At 70.8% G+C, this 15,401-nt stretch carries 14 protein-coding genes; 5 read left to right on the top strand and 9 right to left on the bottom strand.

From position 1 onward, the window contains the following. Window positions 1–15: 15 nt before the first annotated feature. Entirely contained in the window at window positions 16–942 is a 927-nt protein-coding gene (locus ACGFIB_RS28200) for a TIGR03564 family F420-dependent LLM class oxidoreductase (protein ID WP_393376138.1), read from the bottom strand. A gap of 251 nt (window positions 943–1,193) precedes the next feature. Between ACGFIB_RS28200 and ACGFIB_RS28195 the strand changes: the two genes are divergently transcribed. Both ACGFIB_RS28195 and ACGFIB_RS28190 read left to right on the top strand, forming a co-directional pair. Next, on the top strand, window positions 1,194–1,763 hold the full coding sequence (locus ACGFIB_RS28195; protein ID WP_393376137.1) for a TetR/AcrR family transcriptional regulator: 570 nt from the start codon (window positions 1,194–1,196) through the stop codon (window positions 1,761–1,763). After that, on the top strand, window positions 1,760–2,302 hold the full coding sequence (locus ACGFIB_RS28190; protein ID WP_357261260.1) for an MOSC domain-containing protein: 543 nt from the start codon (window positions 1,760–1,762) through the stop codon (window positions 2,300–2,302). Before ACGFIB_RS28195 ends, ACGFIB_RS28190 begins: the two co-directional genes overlap by 4 nt. Before the next feature lie 261 nt (window positions 2,303–2,563). On the opposite strand, the gene ACGFIB_RS28185 is transcribed toward ACGFIB_RS28190, so the two are convergent. The 6 genes from ACGFIB_RS28185 to ACGFIB_RS28160 all read right to left on the bottom strand — a co-directional run bounded on the left by ACGFIB_RS28185 (window position 2,564) and on the right by ACGFIB_RS28160 (window position 8,934). Continuing rightward, the gene (locus ACGFIB_RS28185) at window positions 2,564–2,920 is read right to left on the bottom strand and encodes a hypothetical protein (protein ID WP_357160690.1); all 357 of its coding nucleotides are present in this window, start codon (window positions 2,918–2,920) and stop codon (window positions 2,564–2,566) included. A 24-nt stretch (window positions 2,921–2,944) separates the two neighbouring features. Further along, complete coding sequence (locus ACGFIB_RS28180; RefSeq protein WP_191053414.1) at window positions 2,945–3,625, bottom strand: uracil-DNA glycosylase; 681 nt, start codon at window positions 3,623–3,625, stop codon at window positions 2,945–2,947. A gap of 183 nt (window positions 3,626–3,808) precedes the next feature. Then, window positions 3,809–4,696 (bottom strand): carbohydrate ABC transporter permease, encoded by an 888-nt coding sequence (locus ACGFIB_RS28175; protein ID WP_142571562.1) that lies wholly within the window; start codon window positions 4,694–4,696, stop codon window positions 3,809–3,811. Then, on the bottom strand, window positions 4,693–6,327 hold the full coding sequence (locus ACGFIB_RS28170; RefSeq protein ID WP_393376135.1) for an ABC transporter permease: 1,635 nt from the start codon (window positions 6,325–6,327) through the stop codon (window positions 4,693–4,695). The genes ACGFIB_RS28175 and ACGFIB_RS28170 overlap by 4 nt, the downstream gene beginning before the upstream one ends. Before the next feature lie 13 nt (window positions 6,328–6,340). Continuing rightward, window positions 6,341–7,669: an ABC transporter substrate-binding protein gene (locus ACGFIB_RS28165; RefSeq protein WP_393376134.1), complete on the bottom strand. Its 1,329-nt coding sequence runs from the start codon at window positions 7,667–7,669 to the stop codon at window positions 6,341–6,343. Window positions 7,670–7,671: 2 nt separating this feature from the next. Beyond that, window positions 7,672–8,934, bottom strand: coding sequence for an ABC transporter substrate-binding protein (locus ACGFIB_RS28160; protein ID WP_393376132.1), 1,263 nt, complete (start codon window positions 8,932–8,934; stop codon window positions 7,672–7,674). A 136-nt stretch (window positions 8,935–9,070) separates the two neighbouring features. Here ACGFIB_RS28160 and ACGFIB_RS28155 point away from each other — a divergent pair, with 136 nt between their 5' ends. The 3 genes from ACGFIB_RS28155 to ACGFIB_RS28145 all read left to right on the top strand — a co-directional run bounded on the left by ACGFIB_RS28155 (window position 9,071) and on the right by ACGFIB_RS28145 (window position 12,673). Further along, window positions 9,071–9,577, top strand: coding sequence for a PadR family transcriptional regulator (locus ACGFIB_RS28155; protein ID WP_142571559.1), 507 nt, complete (start codon window positions 9,071–9,073; stop codon window positions 9,575–9,577). Next, window positions 9,574–10,323, top strand: coding sequence for an ABC transporter ATP-binding protein (locus tag ACGFIB_RS28150; protein ID WP_393376131.1), 750 nt, complete (start codon window positions 9,574–9,576; stop codon window positions 10,321–10,323). The genes ACGFIB_RS28155 and ACGFIB_RS28150 overlap by 4 nt, the downstream gene beginning before the upstream one ends. A gap of 76 nt (window positions 10,324–10,399) precedes the next feature. Further along, window positions 10,400–12,673 (top strand): ABC transporter permease, encoded by a 2,274-nt coding sequence (locus ACGFIB_RS28145; RefSeq protein ID WP_393376129.1) that lies wholly within the window; start codon window positions 10,400–10,402, stop codon window positions 12,671–12,673. 141 nt (window positions 12,674–12,814) lie between these two features. On the opposite strand, the gene ACGFIB_RS28140 is transcribed toward ACGFIB_RS28145, so the two are convergent. Continuing rightward, window positions 12,815–13,405 carry a superoxide dismutase family protein gene (locus tag ACGFIB_RS28140; RefSeq protein ID WP_357261278.1) on the bottom strand — a complete coding sequence of 197 codons (591 nt, stop codon included), beginning with the start codon at window positions 13,403–13,405 and terminating at the stop codon, window positions 12,815–12,817. Window positions 13,406–13,569: 164 nt separating this feature from the next. Next, a complete protein-coding gene (treS, locus tag ACGFIB_RS28135) occupies window positions 13,570–15,315 on the bottom strand; it encodes a maltose alpha-D-glucosyltransferase (protein ID WP_142571555.1) in 1,746 nt (581 codons plus the stop codon). Window positions 15,316–15,401: the final 86 nt, after the last annotated feature.

Here is a 15,401-nt window from a genome sequence, read left to right as displayed (position 1 = left end):
GAGCGGCCGGGGGCCTCAGGTCGAGTGGCCGGTCGATCCGGCGAGGCCGGCGAGCACCGCGAGGGTGCGTTCCTGCTCGCGCGCGTCCCCGTAGGGCGACGCGGCGAACTCGGTGACACCCGCCTCGGCGAGCTCCCCGATTAGGTGGACAACCGCCTGCTCGTCGCCGACGATCACGACGTCCTCCGGGCCGTCCACGCCCTCCCGGTCGAGCACGGCCCGATATTCGGGCACCTGGCCGGCCAGCCCGAACTCCCCGGCGATCCGCCGCCGCACACCCTCTTCGTCGTCCGTCACGCAGACGATCAGCCCGGCGACGACGCGAGGGGATGGGCGCCCCACGGCGTGGGCCGCCCGCGTGACCGTCGGGACGATATGGCCGGCCAGGGTGCGAGGGCCGGTCATCCAGGTCACCACGCCGTCCGCGTGCTCGCCCGCCAGGCGCAGCATGGCGGGGCCGAGCGCGGCCAGCAGCACGGGCGGCGGCGCGGCGCCGGGAACGTTCACCGTGCCCTCCACTGTGAACATCTCGCCCCGATGACTCACCTGCTCGCCCCTGAGCAGGGGACGGAGCACCGACAGGTATTCGCGCATCCGGGCGACGGGCCGGTCGGCGGAAAGGCCGAACATCGTCCGCGTCATCATCGCGATCCCCACGCCGATGCCGAGGGTCAGCCGGTTCCCGGTCGCCGCCTGGACGCTCAGGGCCTGGCTCGCCAGCACCAGCGGATGACGCGCGGGCACCGGAACCACGGAAGAGCCAAGCGCGATGCCCGGCACCTGGGCGCCCGCCACGGCCAGCGCGGTCAGTGCGTCCCATCCGAGCGCCTGAGCCGACCAGGCGGTGGAGAGACCGGCGTCCGCCGCCGCACGCACCTGGCCGGCGAGCTTCCCGGCCGTCACGGCTCCCCGGACCTCCCCGACGAAAACGCCGATCCTCATCGAACACCTCCACGATTCCGACCGGAGAACCTCTCCGGTTAAGTTGCGGCTAGAATACGGAGATCCTCTCCGGATGGCAATGCGAGGGTGAAGTGAATACCGAGAGTGCCAGGGCCCCCCGGCGGCGGGCGAACGAGACGACGAGCGACGCGGGGCCACCGGCCCCTGCGACGGCGGGCGACACGAACGCGTCGGCCGCTCGGCCGGCCGACGCCGTGGGCTCGCCCGGCGATGCTCCCGGGAGCCGGCGGATGCGGGCCGACGCGCGCGACAACCGCGAACGCGTGCTCCGCGCCGCCAGAGCCGCCTTCGCCGAGCACGGAGCTCAGGCGTCGCTCAACAAGATCGCGCAGAGCGCGGGGGTGGGCCCGGGCACCTTGTATCGCCATTTCCCCACCACCGGAGCCCTGCTCGTGGCGATCATCGGGGACGACGTGGCGGCGCTGTGCGAGAAAGGACGCGACCTGCTCGACCACACGTCGCCGGCGCAGGCGTTGCGCACCTGGCTGCGGGCCGTGGCCGAGCACGCGACCGAGATGCGGGGCCTGGTGGCCGCCCGGATGGCCGCACCGCCCGCGCCGGACACGGACGCGGCGCTCGCGGCGTGCCACGAGCGGATCCGGGCCACCGGCGCCGCCCTGCTCGAACGCGCGCAACGGGACGGCGCGGTGCCCGGCGACATCGAGATCGCCGACCTCCTCACGCTGGTCAACGCGATCGCGTGGGTCAGCGAGCAGGCCCCGTGTGACGAATATCTGCTTGACCGCCTCCTCGCCCTCGTGCGCGGAATGGAACCATCGCCCCAAGAGGAGGAGACGTGACGAGCAGAGTGACGGCGGTGAGCCGCAGCGCCGCCCACACCTTCAGCAAGACGTCGCTGGAGTCGATCCGGCTGCTGGCGGGCCTGGGCGTCGAGGGGGACGCCCACGCCGGCGTGACCGTGAAGCACCGGTCGCGGGTCGCCCGCGATCCCAGTCAGCCGAACCTGCGCCAGGTGCACCTGGTCCACGCGGAGTTGCACGACGAACTGCGCGAGGCGGGCTTCGCCGTGCGGGAGGGGGACATGGGGGAGAACGTCACCACCAGGGGTGTCGATCTGCTCGCGTTGCCCGCCGGGACCCGGCTGCATCTCGGCGAGACGGCCGTCGTCGAGGTGACCGGTCTGCGCAACCCCTGCGTGCAACTCGACGGTTTCCAGGACGGGCTGATGAAGGCCGTGCTGGACCGGGACGAGGAGGGCAATCTGGTGCGCAAGGCCGGGGTCATGGGTGTCGTCGTCGCCGGCGGCGAGGTCCGGCCCGGCGACCCCATTCGTGTAGAGCCGCCGGCCGCACCCCACCAGGCTCTTCGGCCGGTATGAGCGGGGCACACGTCTACCCGCCGGTCCCCGACGCGTACGCGGTTCCGTGACGCTCACGCGGTCCCGTGACGCCCACGCGTCCTATGACGTCCACACGGTCTGTGGCGCGTACGCGGTCTGTGACGTCCATGCGGTCCTGTGACGTCATGCGGCAGGGACGCGCCGGCCTGTGTGAGGGGCCCGGCACGGACGCGCCGGTCGGGCCGGCGCGTCCGGCCCGACGCCCTGTCGTGGACCGGCCTCAGTGGATGTGGTCGGGCCTCAGTGGATGTGACCCGGCTCGTCGTGATCGTGATCGTGATCGTGGTCGTCCTCGTCCTCCAGGACGCCCTCCGACGGCTCCACGCCGAGCATCGCCTCCCTCGGCTCGATCTCGGCGACGTGCTCGACCAGGCCCAGCACGTGGTCGGGCTCGATCAGCCACTGCAGGGCCGCCGCGCCCGTCTCGTCGGAGTTGACCAGTTCGATCTGCTCCTGCCGCTCGGCGTCGTCCAGTTCGGCCTGGGGGTCGCGGATCTCGGCGAGCGCCGCGGCCTGCAGCGCGTCTACATCAAGGACCTCGACCACCAGGTCGACGGTGAGCCGCAGGTAGCGACCGGTGTCCGTTCCATCGCTCATGGTGGTGATCCTATCGGCAAGCCGTCACGGCAGTTTCCACTCGACCGGCGCCCCGCCCTGCTGCTCCAGCAGGGCGTTGGCCCGGCTGAACGGACGGGTTCCGAAGAACCCGCTGCGCGCCGACAGCGGGCTGGGGTGGGCCGACTCGATGCACGGCACGTCCCCCAGCATCGGCCGCAGGTTGCGGGCGTCGCGGCCCCACAGGATCGCCACGAGCGGTCCGCCCCGCTCGACCAGCGCCTTGATGGCCTGCTCGGTCACCTCTTCCCAGCCCTTGCCCCGGTGGGAGGCGGGCTTGCCCGGCATCACCGTCAGCACCCGGTTGAGCAGCAGTACGCCCTGCTCGGTCCACGGGGTGAGGTCGCCGTTCGAGGGCGGCGTGGGATGGCCGAGGTCGGCCATGTACTCCTTGAAGATGTTAACCAGGCTGCCCGGAAGCGGCCGTACGTCGGGGGCGACGGAGAAGCTCAGCCCGACCGGGTGCCCGGGGGTGGGGTAGGGATCCTGGCCGACGATCAGCACCCGGACCTCGCTCAGCGGCTGCTGGAACGCGCGGAGGACGTTGTCCCCCGCCGGGAGGTACTGGCGGCCTTCCGTGATCTCCTGCCTGAGGAAGTCGCCCATGGCGGCGATCCGCCCGGCCACGGGTGCGAGGGCCTCGGCCCACCCGGCTTCCACGAGTTCGTGCAACGGACGTCCTGACATGTCCGCGGACTCTATCGGCTTTTCGGCCCCCGTTAGGCCCGGCGACGGAAAGATCGGATGCCCGCTTACCCCCGTGAAGCGGGCATCCGACGCCCTTCCGGCATGGCTCGCCACACACGGGACATTTCCCGTGTCAACCGCGGTGATACCGGAGGCCCCGGACGATTCGGGGCCTCCGGCCGGTCACTTGACCGAGCCCGCGAGCATGCCCTGCACGAAATACCGCTGGAAGGCGAAGAACAACACCAGCGGGATGATGAGCGACAGGAACGCGCCCGGCGCGAGAATGTCCACGTTCGTGCCGAACTGCCGCATCTGGGATTGCAGTGCCTTCGTCATCGGCTGGTTGCCGGTGTCGGCGAAGACCAGCGCGACGAGCAGGTCGTTCCACACCCACAGGAACTGGAAGATGCCGAGCGACGCGATCGCGGGCTTGGCCAGCGGGAACACGACGGTGGCGAAGATCCGCCACTCCGGCGCGCCGTCCATCCGCGCCGCCTCGAGCAGCTCGCGCGGAATGCCCACGAAGAAGTTGCGCAGCAGGAAGATGGCGAACGGCAGGCCGAACGCCACATGGAACAGCACGACCCCGAGAATCGAGCCGAAGATCCCGAGCGCTCCGTACAGCTTGGCGATGGGGATCAGCGCGATCTGCACCGGGACGACCAGCAGGGCGATGACCACGAGGAACACCAGGTCCCTGCCGGGGAACTCGATCCAGGCGAACGCGTACGCCGCCATGGCCGCGATGCCGATCACCAGCAGCGTCGCCGGCACCGTGATGAGGACGGTGTTCCAGAACGACGAGCCGAAGCCCGACGCGAGCAGGTTCGAGTAGTTGTCGACGGTGAGCTGCGCGGGTTTGGTGAACAGCGTCCACCAGCCGGAGGAGTTGTTCTCGGTCTCGCCGCGCAGCGAGACGACGAGCAGCCCGAGGGTCGGGAGCAGCCAGAAGAGCGCGACCAGGATCATGAAGACCTGGACCAGGCCGCCGCCGAGGCGGTCGACCGCCCGCGCGATCAGGCCGCGCCGCATGGACTGCGCGTGCAGGGGTTCGGCCAGGGTCGTCATCCCTCGTCCCTCCTGAACCGGCGGATGTTGAAGATCATGAACGGCACCACCAGCACGAGCAGGAAGATCGACAGCGCGCTGCCCAGACCCTGGTTGCCGCCGCCGCCGAACGACACGCGCCACATCTCCAGCGCGATCACGTTGGCCTGTGGCTGCACCGAGCCGGGAGCGATGATGAACACCAGGTCGAACACCTTCAGCACATTGATGATCATGGTGACGAAGACGACGAGCAGCACCGGCGACAGCAGCGGCACGGTGATCCGGCGGAACACCTGCCACTCGGTCGCGCCGTCGATCCTGGCCGCCTCCAGGGCGTCACGCGGGATCGCCGACAACCCGGCCGCGATCAGCACCATCGCGAACCCGGCCCACACCCAGATGTACGCGCCGATGATCGCGGGAGTGATCAGCGACGGCCCCAGCCAGGTCAGCCCGTTGAAGGGCGCCGTGAAGTTCGACTGCGGCAGCCGTACGACATAGGAGCCGGCCGGGAGGCCGGAGAAGCGGAACGTGCCGTCGGCGGCCGTCTCGGTCGTCGCCTTGACCGCGCCGCCGGAGACCGCCTCGACCGTGACGCCGGCCAGGCCCTTCTCCTGCGGGTCGATCTGGTTCAGTGTGCCTCCGCCGCCGCGGACGACGTCGAGCCAGATCGTGCCGCTCAGGCCGTCGCCGCCGGGGGCGGCCTTGGCGGGCGCGGTGTTCTTCACCGCGTCCTGGGTCAGGCCGACGAGCGGGATCAGCACCGGAGTGCCGGCCTGCGCCTGCTGCTTCGTCACCACCGCGCCGCCCTGCACGACCGCGGGCGCCTGGTCGTTCTCCCGTGGCCGGGCCCCGGGATAGCCCGCGCCGGCGGAGAAGGCGTCGTGGACGGTCGTGATGACGGCGTTGGCCACGCCCTTGTCCGGGTCCTGCTCGTACACCAGGCGGAAGATGACGCCGGCGGCGAGCAGGGAGACGGCCATCGGCATGAACAGCACCAGCTTGAACGCCGTCGACCAGCGGATGCGCTCGGTGAGCACCGCGAAGATCAGACCGAGCGCGGTGACGATGACCGGGGCCACCACGACCCAGATGATGTTGTTCCTGATCGTGGTGAGCGTCGAGGAGTCGGTGAAGATCGACAGGTAGTTGCTCAGCCCGACGAAGCGGTCGCCGGCCGAGTCGTAGAGGCTGCGCCAGATCGAGTAGACGATCGGATAGATGACCCACGCCGCGAGCAGCAGCAGCGCGGGCAGCAGGAACATCACCGCCAGTCGCGGGGACGGGCCGAGGCGCACCAACGCCTTCGCCGCGCCTGCCGTGCCGCTCGCGTCTGCCGTGGCGACCGCGCCGGGCGGGGCCGCCGTCGCATACCCCGCCGCCGGACCCGCCGGTGGCTCCTCGGAAACGGTCGGGGAGTCCGAGGCGGCCGGGGAGTCCGGGGGAGGGGTGTCGGCGTCGGAGCCGGGAAGGGGCGCTCCCGGCTGGGGGGAGTCAGCGGACTGGGGAGTCTCGGAGGACTCGGGGGAGTCGGAGGGCTGGGGGGAGTCGGAGGAAGGATCTGCGGGGGTTTCGCTCGGGCCGGAGGAGGCCCCGGCGGCGGAGTCTCCGCCGCCGGTGGCCTGCGGGCCGTCCAACCGTTCGGTCACGGCCGTCCTTCCTTTACTTCTTGAAGGCCTTGGCGGCGTCCGCCTCGAGCTTCTCCTGCGCGCCCTTCACGTCGGAGGGGTCGCGGAGGAAGTCCTGCAGGTCCTTCCACTCGCCCTTGCCGTCGGTGCCGCCGAAGGCGCTGGGCGCGAGGTCGGACATGTCGTACCGCACCGACTCACCGGCCGAGATGATCGTCTGGGCGAGCTGCTTGGTCAGGTCGTCGGGGTAGTTGTCGGGGGAGACGTTGCGGTTGGGGGACAGGTAGCCGGGCTGCTTGGCCCAGACCTCGCCGCCCTCCTTGGAGGCCAGGAACTCCACGAGCGCCTGCGCGCCCTTGCTGTCCTTCATCACCACCGCGACGTCGCCGCCGAGGATGACCGGAGCGGTGTCGCCGGCCTTCGGGAACGGCATGATCTTGGCTTCCTCGCCCACCTTGGCGCCCGACTGGCCCAGGGAGGCGGCGACGAAGTCGGCCTCGATGACCATCGCGGCCTTCTTCTGGGCGTACACCTGCGTGACGCAGGTCGGGAAGTCGGTCTGCAGCGCGCCGGACGAGCCGCCGAGCATGAACTCCTTCTTGCCGAAGACCTGCGCCAGCTTCTCCAGGGCGGTCGTGACCGAGGCGTCGGTCCACGGGATCTCGTGCTTGGAGAGCTTGTCGTAGTTCTCCGGGCCCGCGGTGGACAGGTAGACGTTCTCGAACAGGTCGGTCAGCGTCCAGCCGGAGGCGGCGCACAGCGCGAACGGCGCGACGCCGGAGTCGGACAGCGTCTGGGCGTTCTTGATCAGGTCGTCCCAGGTGGAGGCGGGCTGGGCGCCGGCGTCGTCGTAGGCCGACTGGCGGTACCAGACGAGCGACTTGTGCGCCGCCTTGACGAGCACGCCGTACACCTGGCCCTTGGCGGAGCCGAGCTCCTTCCAGTACGGCGTGTAGTTCTGGTCGATCTGCGCCTGCACCTCGGCGGACAGCGGCTTGAGCGCGTTCTCGTCGGCGTACTGCTGCACCAGGCCCGGCTGCGGCAGGATCGCGACGTCCGGAGGGTTGCCGCCCTGGATGCGGGGCCCGAGGTAGGCGCCGGTGTCCTCACCGGTGGAGGCGTAGGTGACCTTGGCGCCGGTCTTGTCCTCGAACGCCTTGAGCACCTTCTCGAAGTTGGCCTGCTCGTCGCCGGTCCACTTCGCGGCGACCTCGACGTTCACACCTTCCAGGGCCTTGGCGGCGCCGCCGGCGGCGGCCGAGGCGCTGCCCGGGGCCGCGGGCTCGCCGCCGGAGTCGCTGCCGCACGCGGCGGCGGCGGCGAGAGCGAGGCACGCGACCATGATGGGGGGAAGTTTCCGCATATCTATCCTCCGAACTGGATGACCTCGCCGAGCCCCTGCTTCAGGTCGGCGACGGTCTCGTCCACGGGTTGGGCGAGGGTGAGCGCGCCGGAAACGGCGCTGGAGATCAGCAGGCTGACCTGGTTGTAGTCGGCGGTGACCGGCCTGGGCCGGGCCGAGACGATCGCCTCCTTGAGCGCGGGCAGATAGGGGAACCGCTCGATGAGCTCCGGGTCGTCGTACAGCTCCGCCCACACCGGCGGGAACGAGCCCTCGGTGAGCACGAGTCGCTCGTTGTCGAGGCCGGTGAAGTAGCGGATGAAGTCGAGTGCCGATTTCTGCCGCTTCGAGAAGGCGCTGACGGCGAGGTTGTAGCCGCCCAGCGAGCTGGACCCGGGCCCGTTCAGACCGGGCAGCCGGGCGACCGAGAACTTCCCGGCCAGTTTCGAGTGGGCGGCCGGTCCGTACGCGTGGGGCCAGTTGCGGGCGAACAGCAGCCGCCCCTCCTGGAAGGCGAGCCGCGACTCCTCCTCCTTGTACGTCAGCGCCTCGCGGGGGATCCACCCCTCCTTGACGCCGCCGACGAGGAAGTCGAGCGCGGCCCGCGCGCTGCCGAGGTCCATCGTGACCGTGCGGGCGTCCGGGCCGAGGATCGACCCGCCCGCCGACTGGACGGCCTCGGCGAAGTTGACGGTCAGTCCCTCGTACGGCAGGAACTGCCCGGCATATCCTCCGATGTGATACTTCGCGCTCAGGCGGGAGGCCTGATCGCGCAGCTCCGCCCAGGTCTTGGGCGGCTTCAGGTGCTCCTTCTTCAGGATGTCCGACCGGTAGTAGAGCAGGCCGGCGTTGCTGGTGTACGGCGCGGCCCACAGCCTGTCGCGGTAGATGGCGGTGTCCGCGACGCCCTTGAGTAGCTTGTCCAGGGGGAACAGGCTGCGGTCGAGCGGCACGATCCAGCCGGCGTCGGCGAACTCCGCCGTCCATATGACGTCGAGCGCGAGCACGTCGTAGACACCGTTGTGCGCCTGCAGGTTGGCCACCATCTGGGCGCGCTGCTCGTCGGCCGCCTCGGGCAGTTCGAGCAGCGACACCGGCTCGTCCGGGTGCGCCTGGTTCCACCGGTCCAGCAGCGGGCGGAGATACGCGGTGGTGTCCCGGCCGATCGCCAGGGTGATCGGCCCGGTGCCGTCGCTGCCCACTGCGGAGTCGGCGCCGGTGTCGGCGAGCCCCGCGCACCCGGCCACCAGGAAGGCGGCCAGAACGGCGAGGGCTCGGCGAACCATGTGGCCTCCGTATGAAAAGCGGGTTACATACGTGTTAGGTAAGTGCATGCATGTTATGCATAGCGATAATGTGAGCGTCAACGGATGAGCTCGTAACGCTCCGATAACTGCTCGATACGGCTGGGGGGGTGGGCGCGTGCGGCAGTCGCTGCTGGCGCTCCTTGCGAAGGAACCTGCCCACGGCTACGAGCTGAAACAGGCACTCGAAACGATCTTCGGTGGCGCCTACCCGTCGCCCAACATCGGCCAGATCTACGTGACCCTGGGCCGGCTGGAGAAGGACGGGTACGTCCGGTCGGTCGACGTCGAGCAGGCCAACCGGCCGAACAAGAAGGTCTATTACATCACCGCCGCCGGCAGGGAGGCGCTGGAGACCTGGGTCGAGGAGCCCTCCGAGGGCCCCCGGGTGCGCGACGAGTTCTTCATGAAGCTCGTGCTGGCTCCGATGACCGGGCTGTCCGACCGCATGGCCTTGGTGAACCGGCAGCGACGGCACTACCTTGCGCTCATGAGAGACCTCCGCGAGCTGGCCGAGCGCACCGACCCGGCCAACCGCGTCGCGCTGCTGCTCATCGAGGGGGCCATGCTCCACCTGCAGGCCGACCTCGACTGGCTCGAACGCTGCCAGGAGGATCTGCCGTGACCGCCGACGCTCCCGTCGTACAGGCCGTCAACCTGGTGAAGATCTACCAGACCGGCGGACTGCCCGTGCCCGCCGTGCGCGGGGTCGACCTGACCGTCGAGGCGGGGGAGTTCGTCGCCATCATGGGCCCGTCCGGGTCCGGCAAGTCCACGTTCGTCCACATGCTCGGCGGCCTGGACACCCGTACCAGCGGCGAGATCTGGCTGGACGGCAGGCGGGCGGACACGCTCTCCGAGAGCGGGTGGGCGGTGCTCCGCCGGGAGAAGATCGGCTTCGTCTTCCAGTTCTTCAACCTGGTCGCCAACATGACCGTGGCCGACAACGTCGAGCTTCCCGCGCTGCTGGGCGGCGTCTCGCCCCGGCAGGCGAGAGAACGGCGCGAGTATCTCCTCGGCGAGCTCGGCCTGGCCGACCGCGCCGAGGCGTCGCCCGCGCAGCTCAGCGGAGGTGAGCAGCAGCGGGTCGCGCTGGCCCGCGCGCTCGCGAACCAGCCCCGGCTGCTGCTGGCCGACGAGCCGACCGGCAACCTCGACAGCCGCAACACCCGCGACGTGCTGCGCCTGCTCGGCAAGGTGCACGGGCAGGGCCAGACGATCGTGCTGGTCACCCACGACGCGCGAGTGGCGAGCATGGCCGACCGCGTCGTCAGCCTGCTGGACGGTCAGATCGTCGACGACGGCGCGATCCCGAAGTCGCGCCGGCGCCCCCTGGGAGCGGCCGGAGACGTCGTGGAGCTGCGCAGTTGAGACCGTCCGGCCACCAGGCTCCCCCGGCCACACGCCCGGACGGTTCGCAACGCCCGGACCGGCGCGAGGGGGTCGCTTGATCACGACGAGGACCGCGGAGCTGCGGTGGATCCGCGCGGACCTGCGGGCACGCCGGGGCCAGGCCGCGCTCACGGTCCTCGCGGTGGCGGGGATCGTCACCGCCCTGATCATCGCGGCCACGCTGCTGGAGGACGGCACCAACCCCTGGCGCGGCCTGTTCGAGCGCAGCAACAGCGCGCACATCTGGATCCACAGCAAGGACGTCCCCGACGCGTCCGCGCTGCGCCGCCTGAACGGCGTGACCGACGTCGCCGGGCCCTACCGCAGCGCGCCCGCCACGCTGGTCACCCGCGGCCGGCGGGTGCCGATCACCCTGCAGGAGACGCCGTCGGCCTTCCCGGCCGTGGCCCGCCCGCTCCTGCGCGAGGGTCGCTGGCTCGACGTGCACACCCCGAACGGCGTGGTCGTCGAGCGGTCGTTCGCCCGCGCTCTCGGCCTGCGGCCGGGCAGCCCGTTCACCGTCACCGGACTGAACGGCGCGACCCACGCGCTGACCGTCGCCGGGCTGGCGGAGAGCGGCGACCAGGGGTTCTACCCGGAGTGGACCCCGGGCCTGGCCTGGACGCTCGCGCAGACGCTGAGCGTGGTCGAGCCCGCGCCCGGTCGCACCGAGACCGTGACCGGGCTGCGGCTGGCCGACCCCGCCGCCACCGATCTCGTCGTCCAGAGGGCCGTCTTCACGATGCGCAACCAGGTGCAGCGGGTGACGACCTGGCGCGAGGTGCGGGCCTCCATGGAGCTGGACAACCGGCTGCTCGGCCTGCTGCTCGCGCTGTTCGGCGGCGCGGGCCTGGCCGCCGCCGCGCTGGCGCTCGCCAACGCCGCCGGAGGCCGGGTGCTGATGCAGTTGCGCGACATCGCCACGCTCAAATCGCTCGGCTTCACCCGGGGCCAGGTGATCCGGATGCTCGTCGCCGAGCACGGCACGCTCGGGTTGCTCGGCATCGCCGCCGGCGCGGTCGTCGCGCGGCTGATCACGGCGTACGCCATGGGGGAGACGGTCGCCGTGCCGCTGTCGGCCGGCCCGCTCGCCGCGATCATCGTGGGGACGTCGCTGACCGTGCTGGTCGCGGTGCTGATCCCGGCCTGGCGCGGCGGGCGCACCCCGCCGATCCCGGCCGCCCCGGCGGCGCCGCCGCGCGGGCACCTGTCACGGCTGGCCCGGGTCGCCCTGCTCGTACGGCTGCCGCCCGCGCTCGTCCTCGGCGCCAGGGACGCCTTCACCCGCAGGACGCCCGCCGCGCTCACGGTGTGCGGCGTCGCCATCCCGATGATGATGATCGCGATAGGGCTCGGCTGCTGGACGACCCTGGACGACTTCATCCGCCACCCGGAGAGCGTGGGCCAGGCGGCGGCCCTGACCGTCCGGCCGGGCGAGCTGCCCGCCGAGGAGGCGCGCGGGCGCGCGATGGCCGATCAGGACGTGGTCGCGGCCTACCCGGGCGCCGAACTCGACGCGCTCGTCCCCTGGCAGACCAGGACCGTGCGGACCAGGGCCCTCGGCCTGTCCTCCGACCCGTACCCCTTCCCGGTGGTGGAGGGCCGGATGTTCGCCGACCGGGGCGAGGCGGTCGCCGGGCAGGGCCTGCTCGACCTCCTCGGCGTACGGATCGGCGACCGGGTCCGCATGACGATCGGTGGCACCCCGCTGATCGTGCGGATCGTCGGCCGGGTGGTCGAGCCGGAGCAGGACGGCGAGGTGCTGTCGTTCGGGGTGGACAGCCTGGCGGCCAAGGACGCGATGCCGCCCCAGTTCTACGCCCTGGTGCTGCGGCCCGGCGCCGACGCGGCCCAGGTGCGGGCCCGCCTGCAGGGGCAGGGGCTGGAGGTGGCCCAGGCGGTGAACCCGGCCGACCGGCTCGCGGTCATCCGCGTGATCATCGTCGCGCTGGTCGCCGTGCTGGCCCTCATCGGGCTGGCCAGCCTGTTGACGGCCAGCGCGCTCGGGCTGCGCGACCACGTCCTCGACCTGGCCGTGCTCAAGGCGATGGGCCTGACTCCCCGGCAGGTGATGGCGACGCTGGTCACCGCCACCGGCCTGCCCGCGGCGGTGGGGGTCGTGCTGGGGGCGGCGGCGGGGGCGTTCTGGTCGCGGTGGCTGATCGACCTGGAGGGCCGCGGCAGCGGCGTCGGCGCCGGCATCGGCCGGGCCCCGACGCCCGGCATGCTCGCCGCGACCCTCGTCATCGCGATCGGCGCGGCGTTGCTGGTGGCGCTGATCCCCGCCAGGCGCGCGGCGCGGGCGCAGGTGCCCGTCACCGCCCGCTGAGGGAAACGGCGGACCGTGCGAAGGACCCGCCAAAGCCCATGCGGAGCGCCCGCCGATGCCGATGCGGGAAGCGCCTGCCGATACTGATACAGATGAGGCCCGCCGGTCTTCCCGCTGGTCTTTCATGGCCGCCCGTGCCGCTCAGGCCCTCTTGAAGACCCCGCAGGCGATCCGGCCGCCCGAATCGCCGGCCTTGCGCGTCTCGGCGTCGGGCCCGGCCGTCCCCGAACGGCTGTAGCGGTCGGGGACGTTCGCCTTGTTGTCCGACTTGGCGTGGACGACGATCGAGCTGCCGTCGCCGCTCAGCAGGTCCTCCACCGTGAACCGGTCGGTGACGAAGGTGGCCTGGCCCACGCCGTCGCCGCGGACCAGGAGATCGGGCAGATCCCCGGTGTGCCCGGGATGCGCGCCAGAGCCCAGATGCGGGCCCGCGCTGAAGAAGGGGCTGCCGGTCGCCGGGTCGATCGACTTCGGGTCGCAGACGCCTTTGGTGTGGATGTGCACGCCGTGGAATCCGGGCGGCAGGGCGGTGGCCCTGATCTTCACCTCGGTCCCGCCGTTCTCGTCGTTCTCCACACTGACCGTCCCCACGTTGCGGCCCTGCGCGTTCGTGAGGGTCGCGGAGGCGTCGAGGTCGCGCGGTGCCGCCGGCGTCTGTGCCGTGGCGATCCCGGAGACCGCCGCGCCCGCGACCAACGCGGCGGCCAGGGACAGGTAGGTGTGCCGGAGCATGACGCTCCCCTCTCGCCGATGCGAGCGATCCGTCCTTCTACCTCACGGTAGGCGCGTCGGGCGGAAGGGGTGGGCCAAGACGGCGTCAAGTCTGTCGCCGGTGCGACGGCGCCCCGCCCAGGGCCCCGCGAAGGGCCCGAGGGCGGGGATGCCGGACGGCCGGATCAGGACGAGGGCCGCAGGGACAGCCAGTAGAAGCCGTAGCCCGGCAGCGTGAGCAGGTAGGGCAGATCGCCGACCGTCGGGAAGGAGACGCCGCCCCGGCACTCGACCGGGGTGACCCCGGCGAAGCGGCGCAGGTCGAGCTCGACCGGCTGGGCGAAGCGCGACAGGTTGTTGACGCACAGGACCACGTCGTCGCCCTCCTCCCGCAGGAAGGCCAGCACGCTGAGGTTCGGCGACCACAGCTCGGTGTAGTCGCCGGTGCCGAAGATCGCGTGCTCTCGCCTGATCTGCAGCATCCGCCGGGTGAAGTGCAGCAGCGACGACTCGCTCTTGGTCTGGGCCTCGACGTTGACCGACTGGTAGCCATACACCGGGTCCATGACCACCGGCAGGTAGAGCCGGCCGGGGTCGGCCTCGGAGAAGCCGGCGTTGCGGTCCGGGGTCCACTGCATCGGCGTGCGGACCGCGTCGCGGTCCTCCAGCCAGATGTTGTCGCCCATGCCGATCTCGTCGCCGTAGTACATGACCGGCGAGCCCGGCATGCTGAGCAGCAGCGCGGTGAACAACTCGATCTGGTCCCTGTCGTTGTCCAGCAGGGGGGCCAGGCGCCGCCGGATGCCGAGGTAGGCGCGCATGCGCGGGTCCTTGGCGTACTCGGCGTGCATGTAGTCGCGCTCTTCCTCGGTCACGGTCTCGAGCGTCAGCTCGTCGTGGTTGCGGAGGAAGATGCCCCACTGGGCGCTTTCCGGCAGCTTCGGGGTGCGCGACATGATCTCGGAGATCGGCTCGCGGCTCTGCCGGCGCACCGCCATGAAGATGCGCGGCATCAGCGGGAAGTGGAAGGCCATGTGGCACTCGTCGCCGCCCACGGTGGGGTCGCCGAAGTACTCGACCACGTCCTCGGGCCAGCCGTTGGCCTCGGCGAGCAGCACCCGGTCGGGGTAGAGCCGATCCACCTCGGCGCGGATCTTCTTGAGGTAGTCGTGCGTCTCGGGCAGCCCGGCGCAGGAGGTGCCCTCGCGCTCGAACAGGTAGGGCACCGCGTCCAGCCGGAACCCGTCCACACCGAGGTCGAGCCAGAAGCGGATGACCTCCATCATCGCGTCCCGGACGGCCGGGTTGTCGTAGTTCAGGTCGGGCTGGTGGTGGAAGAACCGGTGCCAGTAGTACTGCTTGCGCACCGGGTCGTACGTCCAGTTGGACTCCTCGGAGCCCACGAAGACGATGGGCACGCCCGAGTATTTGTCCGGGTCGTCCGACCAGACGTAGAAGTCTCCGTACGGGCCGTCCGGGTCGGTGCGGGACGCCTGGAACCACGGGTGCTGGTCGCTGGTGTGGTTCATGACCAGGTCGGTGATGACCCGCAGGCCGCGCTCGTGCGCGGCCTCGATCAGCTTCACGAAATCGCCGAGATCGCCGAACTCCGGAAGGATCTTGAGGTAGTCGGCGATGTCATAGCCGCCGTCCTTGAGCGGGGACTCGTAGAGCGGCAGCAGCCAGAGGCAGTCGACCTCGAGCCACTTGAGGTAGTCGAGCTTCTCGATCAGCCCGCGCAGGTCGCCGGTGCCGTCGCCGTTGGAATCCTTGAAGCCGCGGACCAGTACCTCGTAGAAGACCGCGCGCTTGTACCAGCGTGGGTCCTGTGAGGTGAAATCGGTGATCTCCGGCAGATCGCCGGAGGACGCACCAGTGGTGGCGCCGAACGACCCGGGAACCGAGTCAGGGCAGGGCGCAGCAGCGTTCATTGGTTCTCGCTTGAGGAAAGAAGGAGCGCGTTGTCAGGTCACACCCGAGCTTTGAAGCTCTCGCCATGAAGTTTGGCTCTATTTGA

This window comes from Microbispora bryophytorum (assembly GCF_043197435.1).
Taxonomy (GTDB): domain Bacteria; phylum Actinomycetota; class Actinomycetes; order Streptosporangiales; family Streptosporangiaceae; genus Microbispora; species Microbispora bryophytorum.
This window is presented reverse-complemented; position numbering and strand designations above follow the sequence as displayed.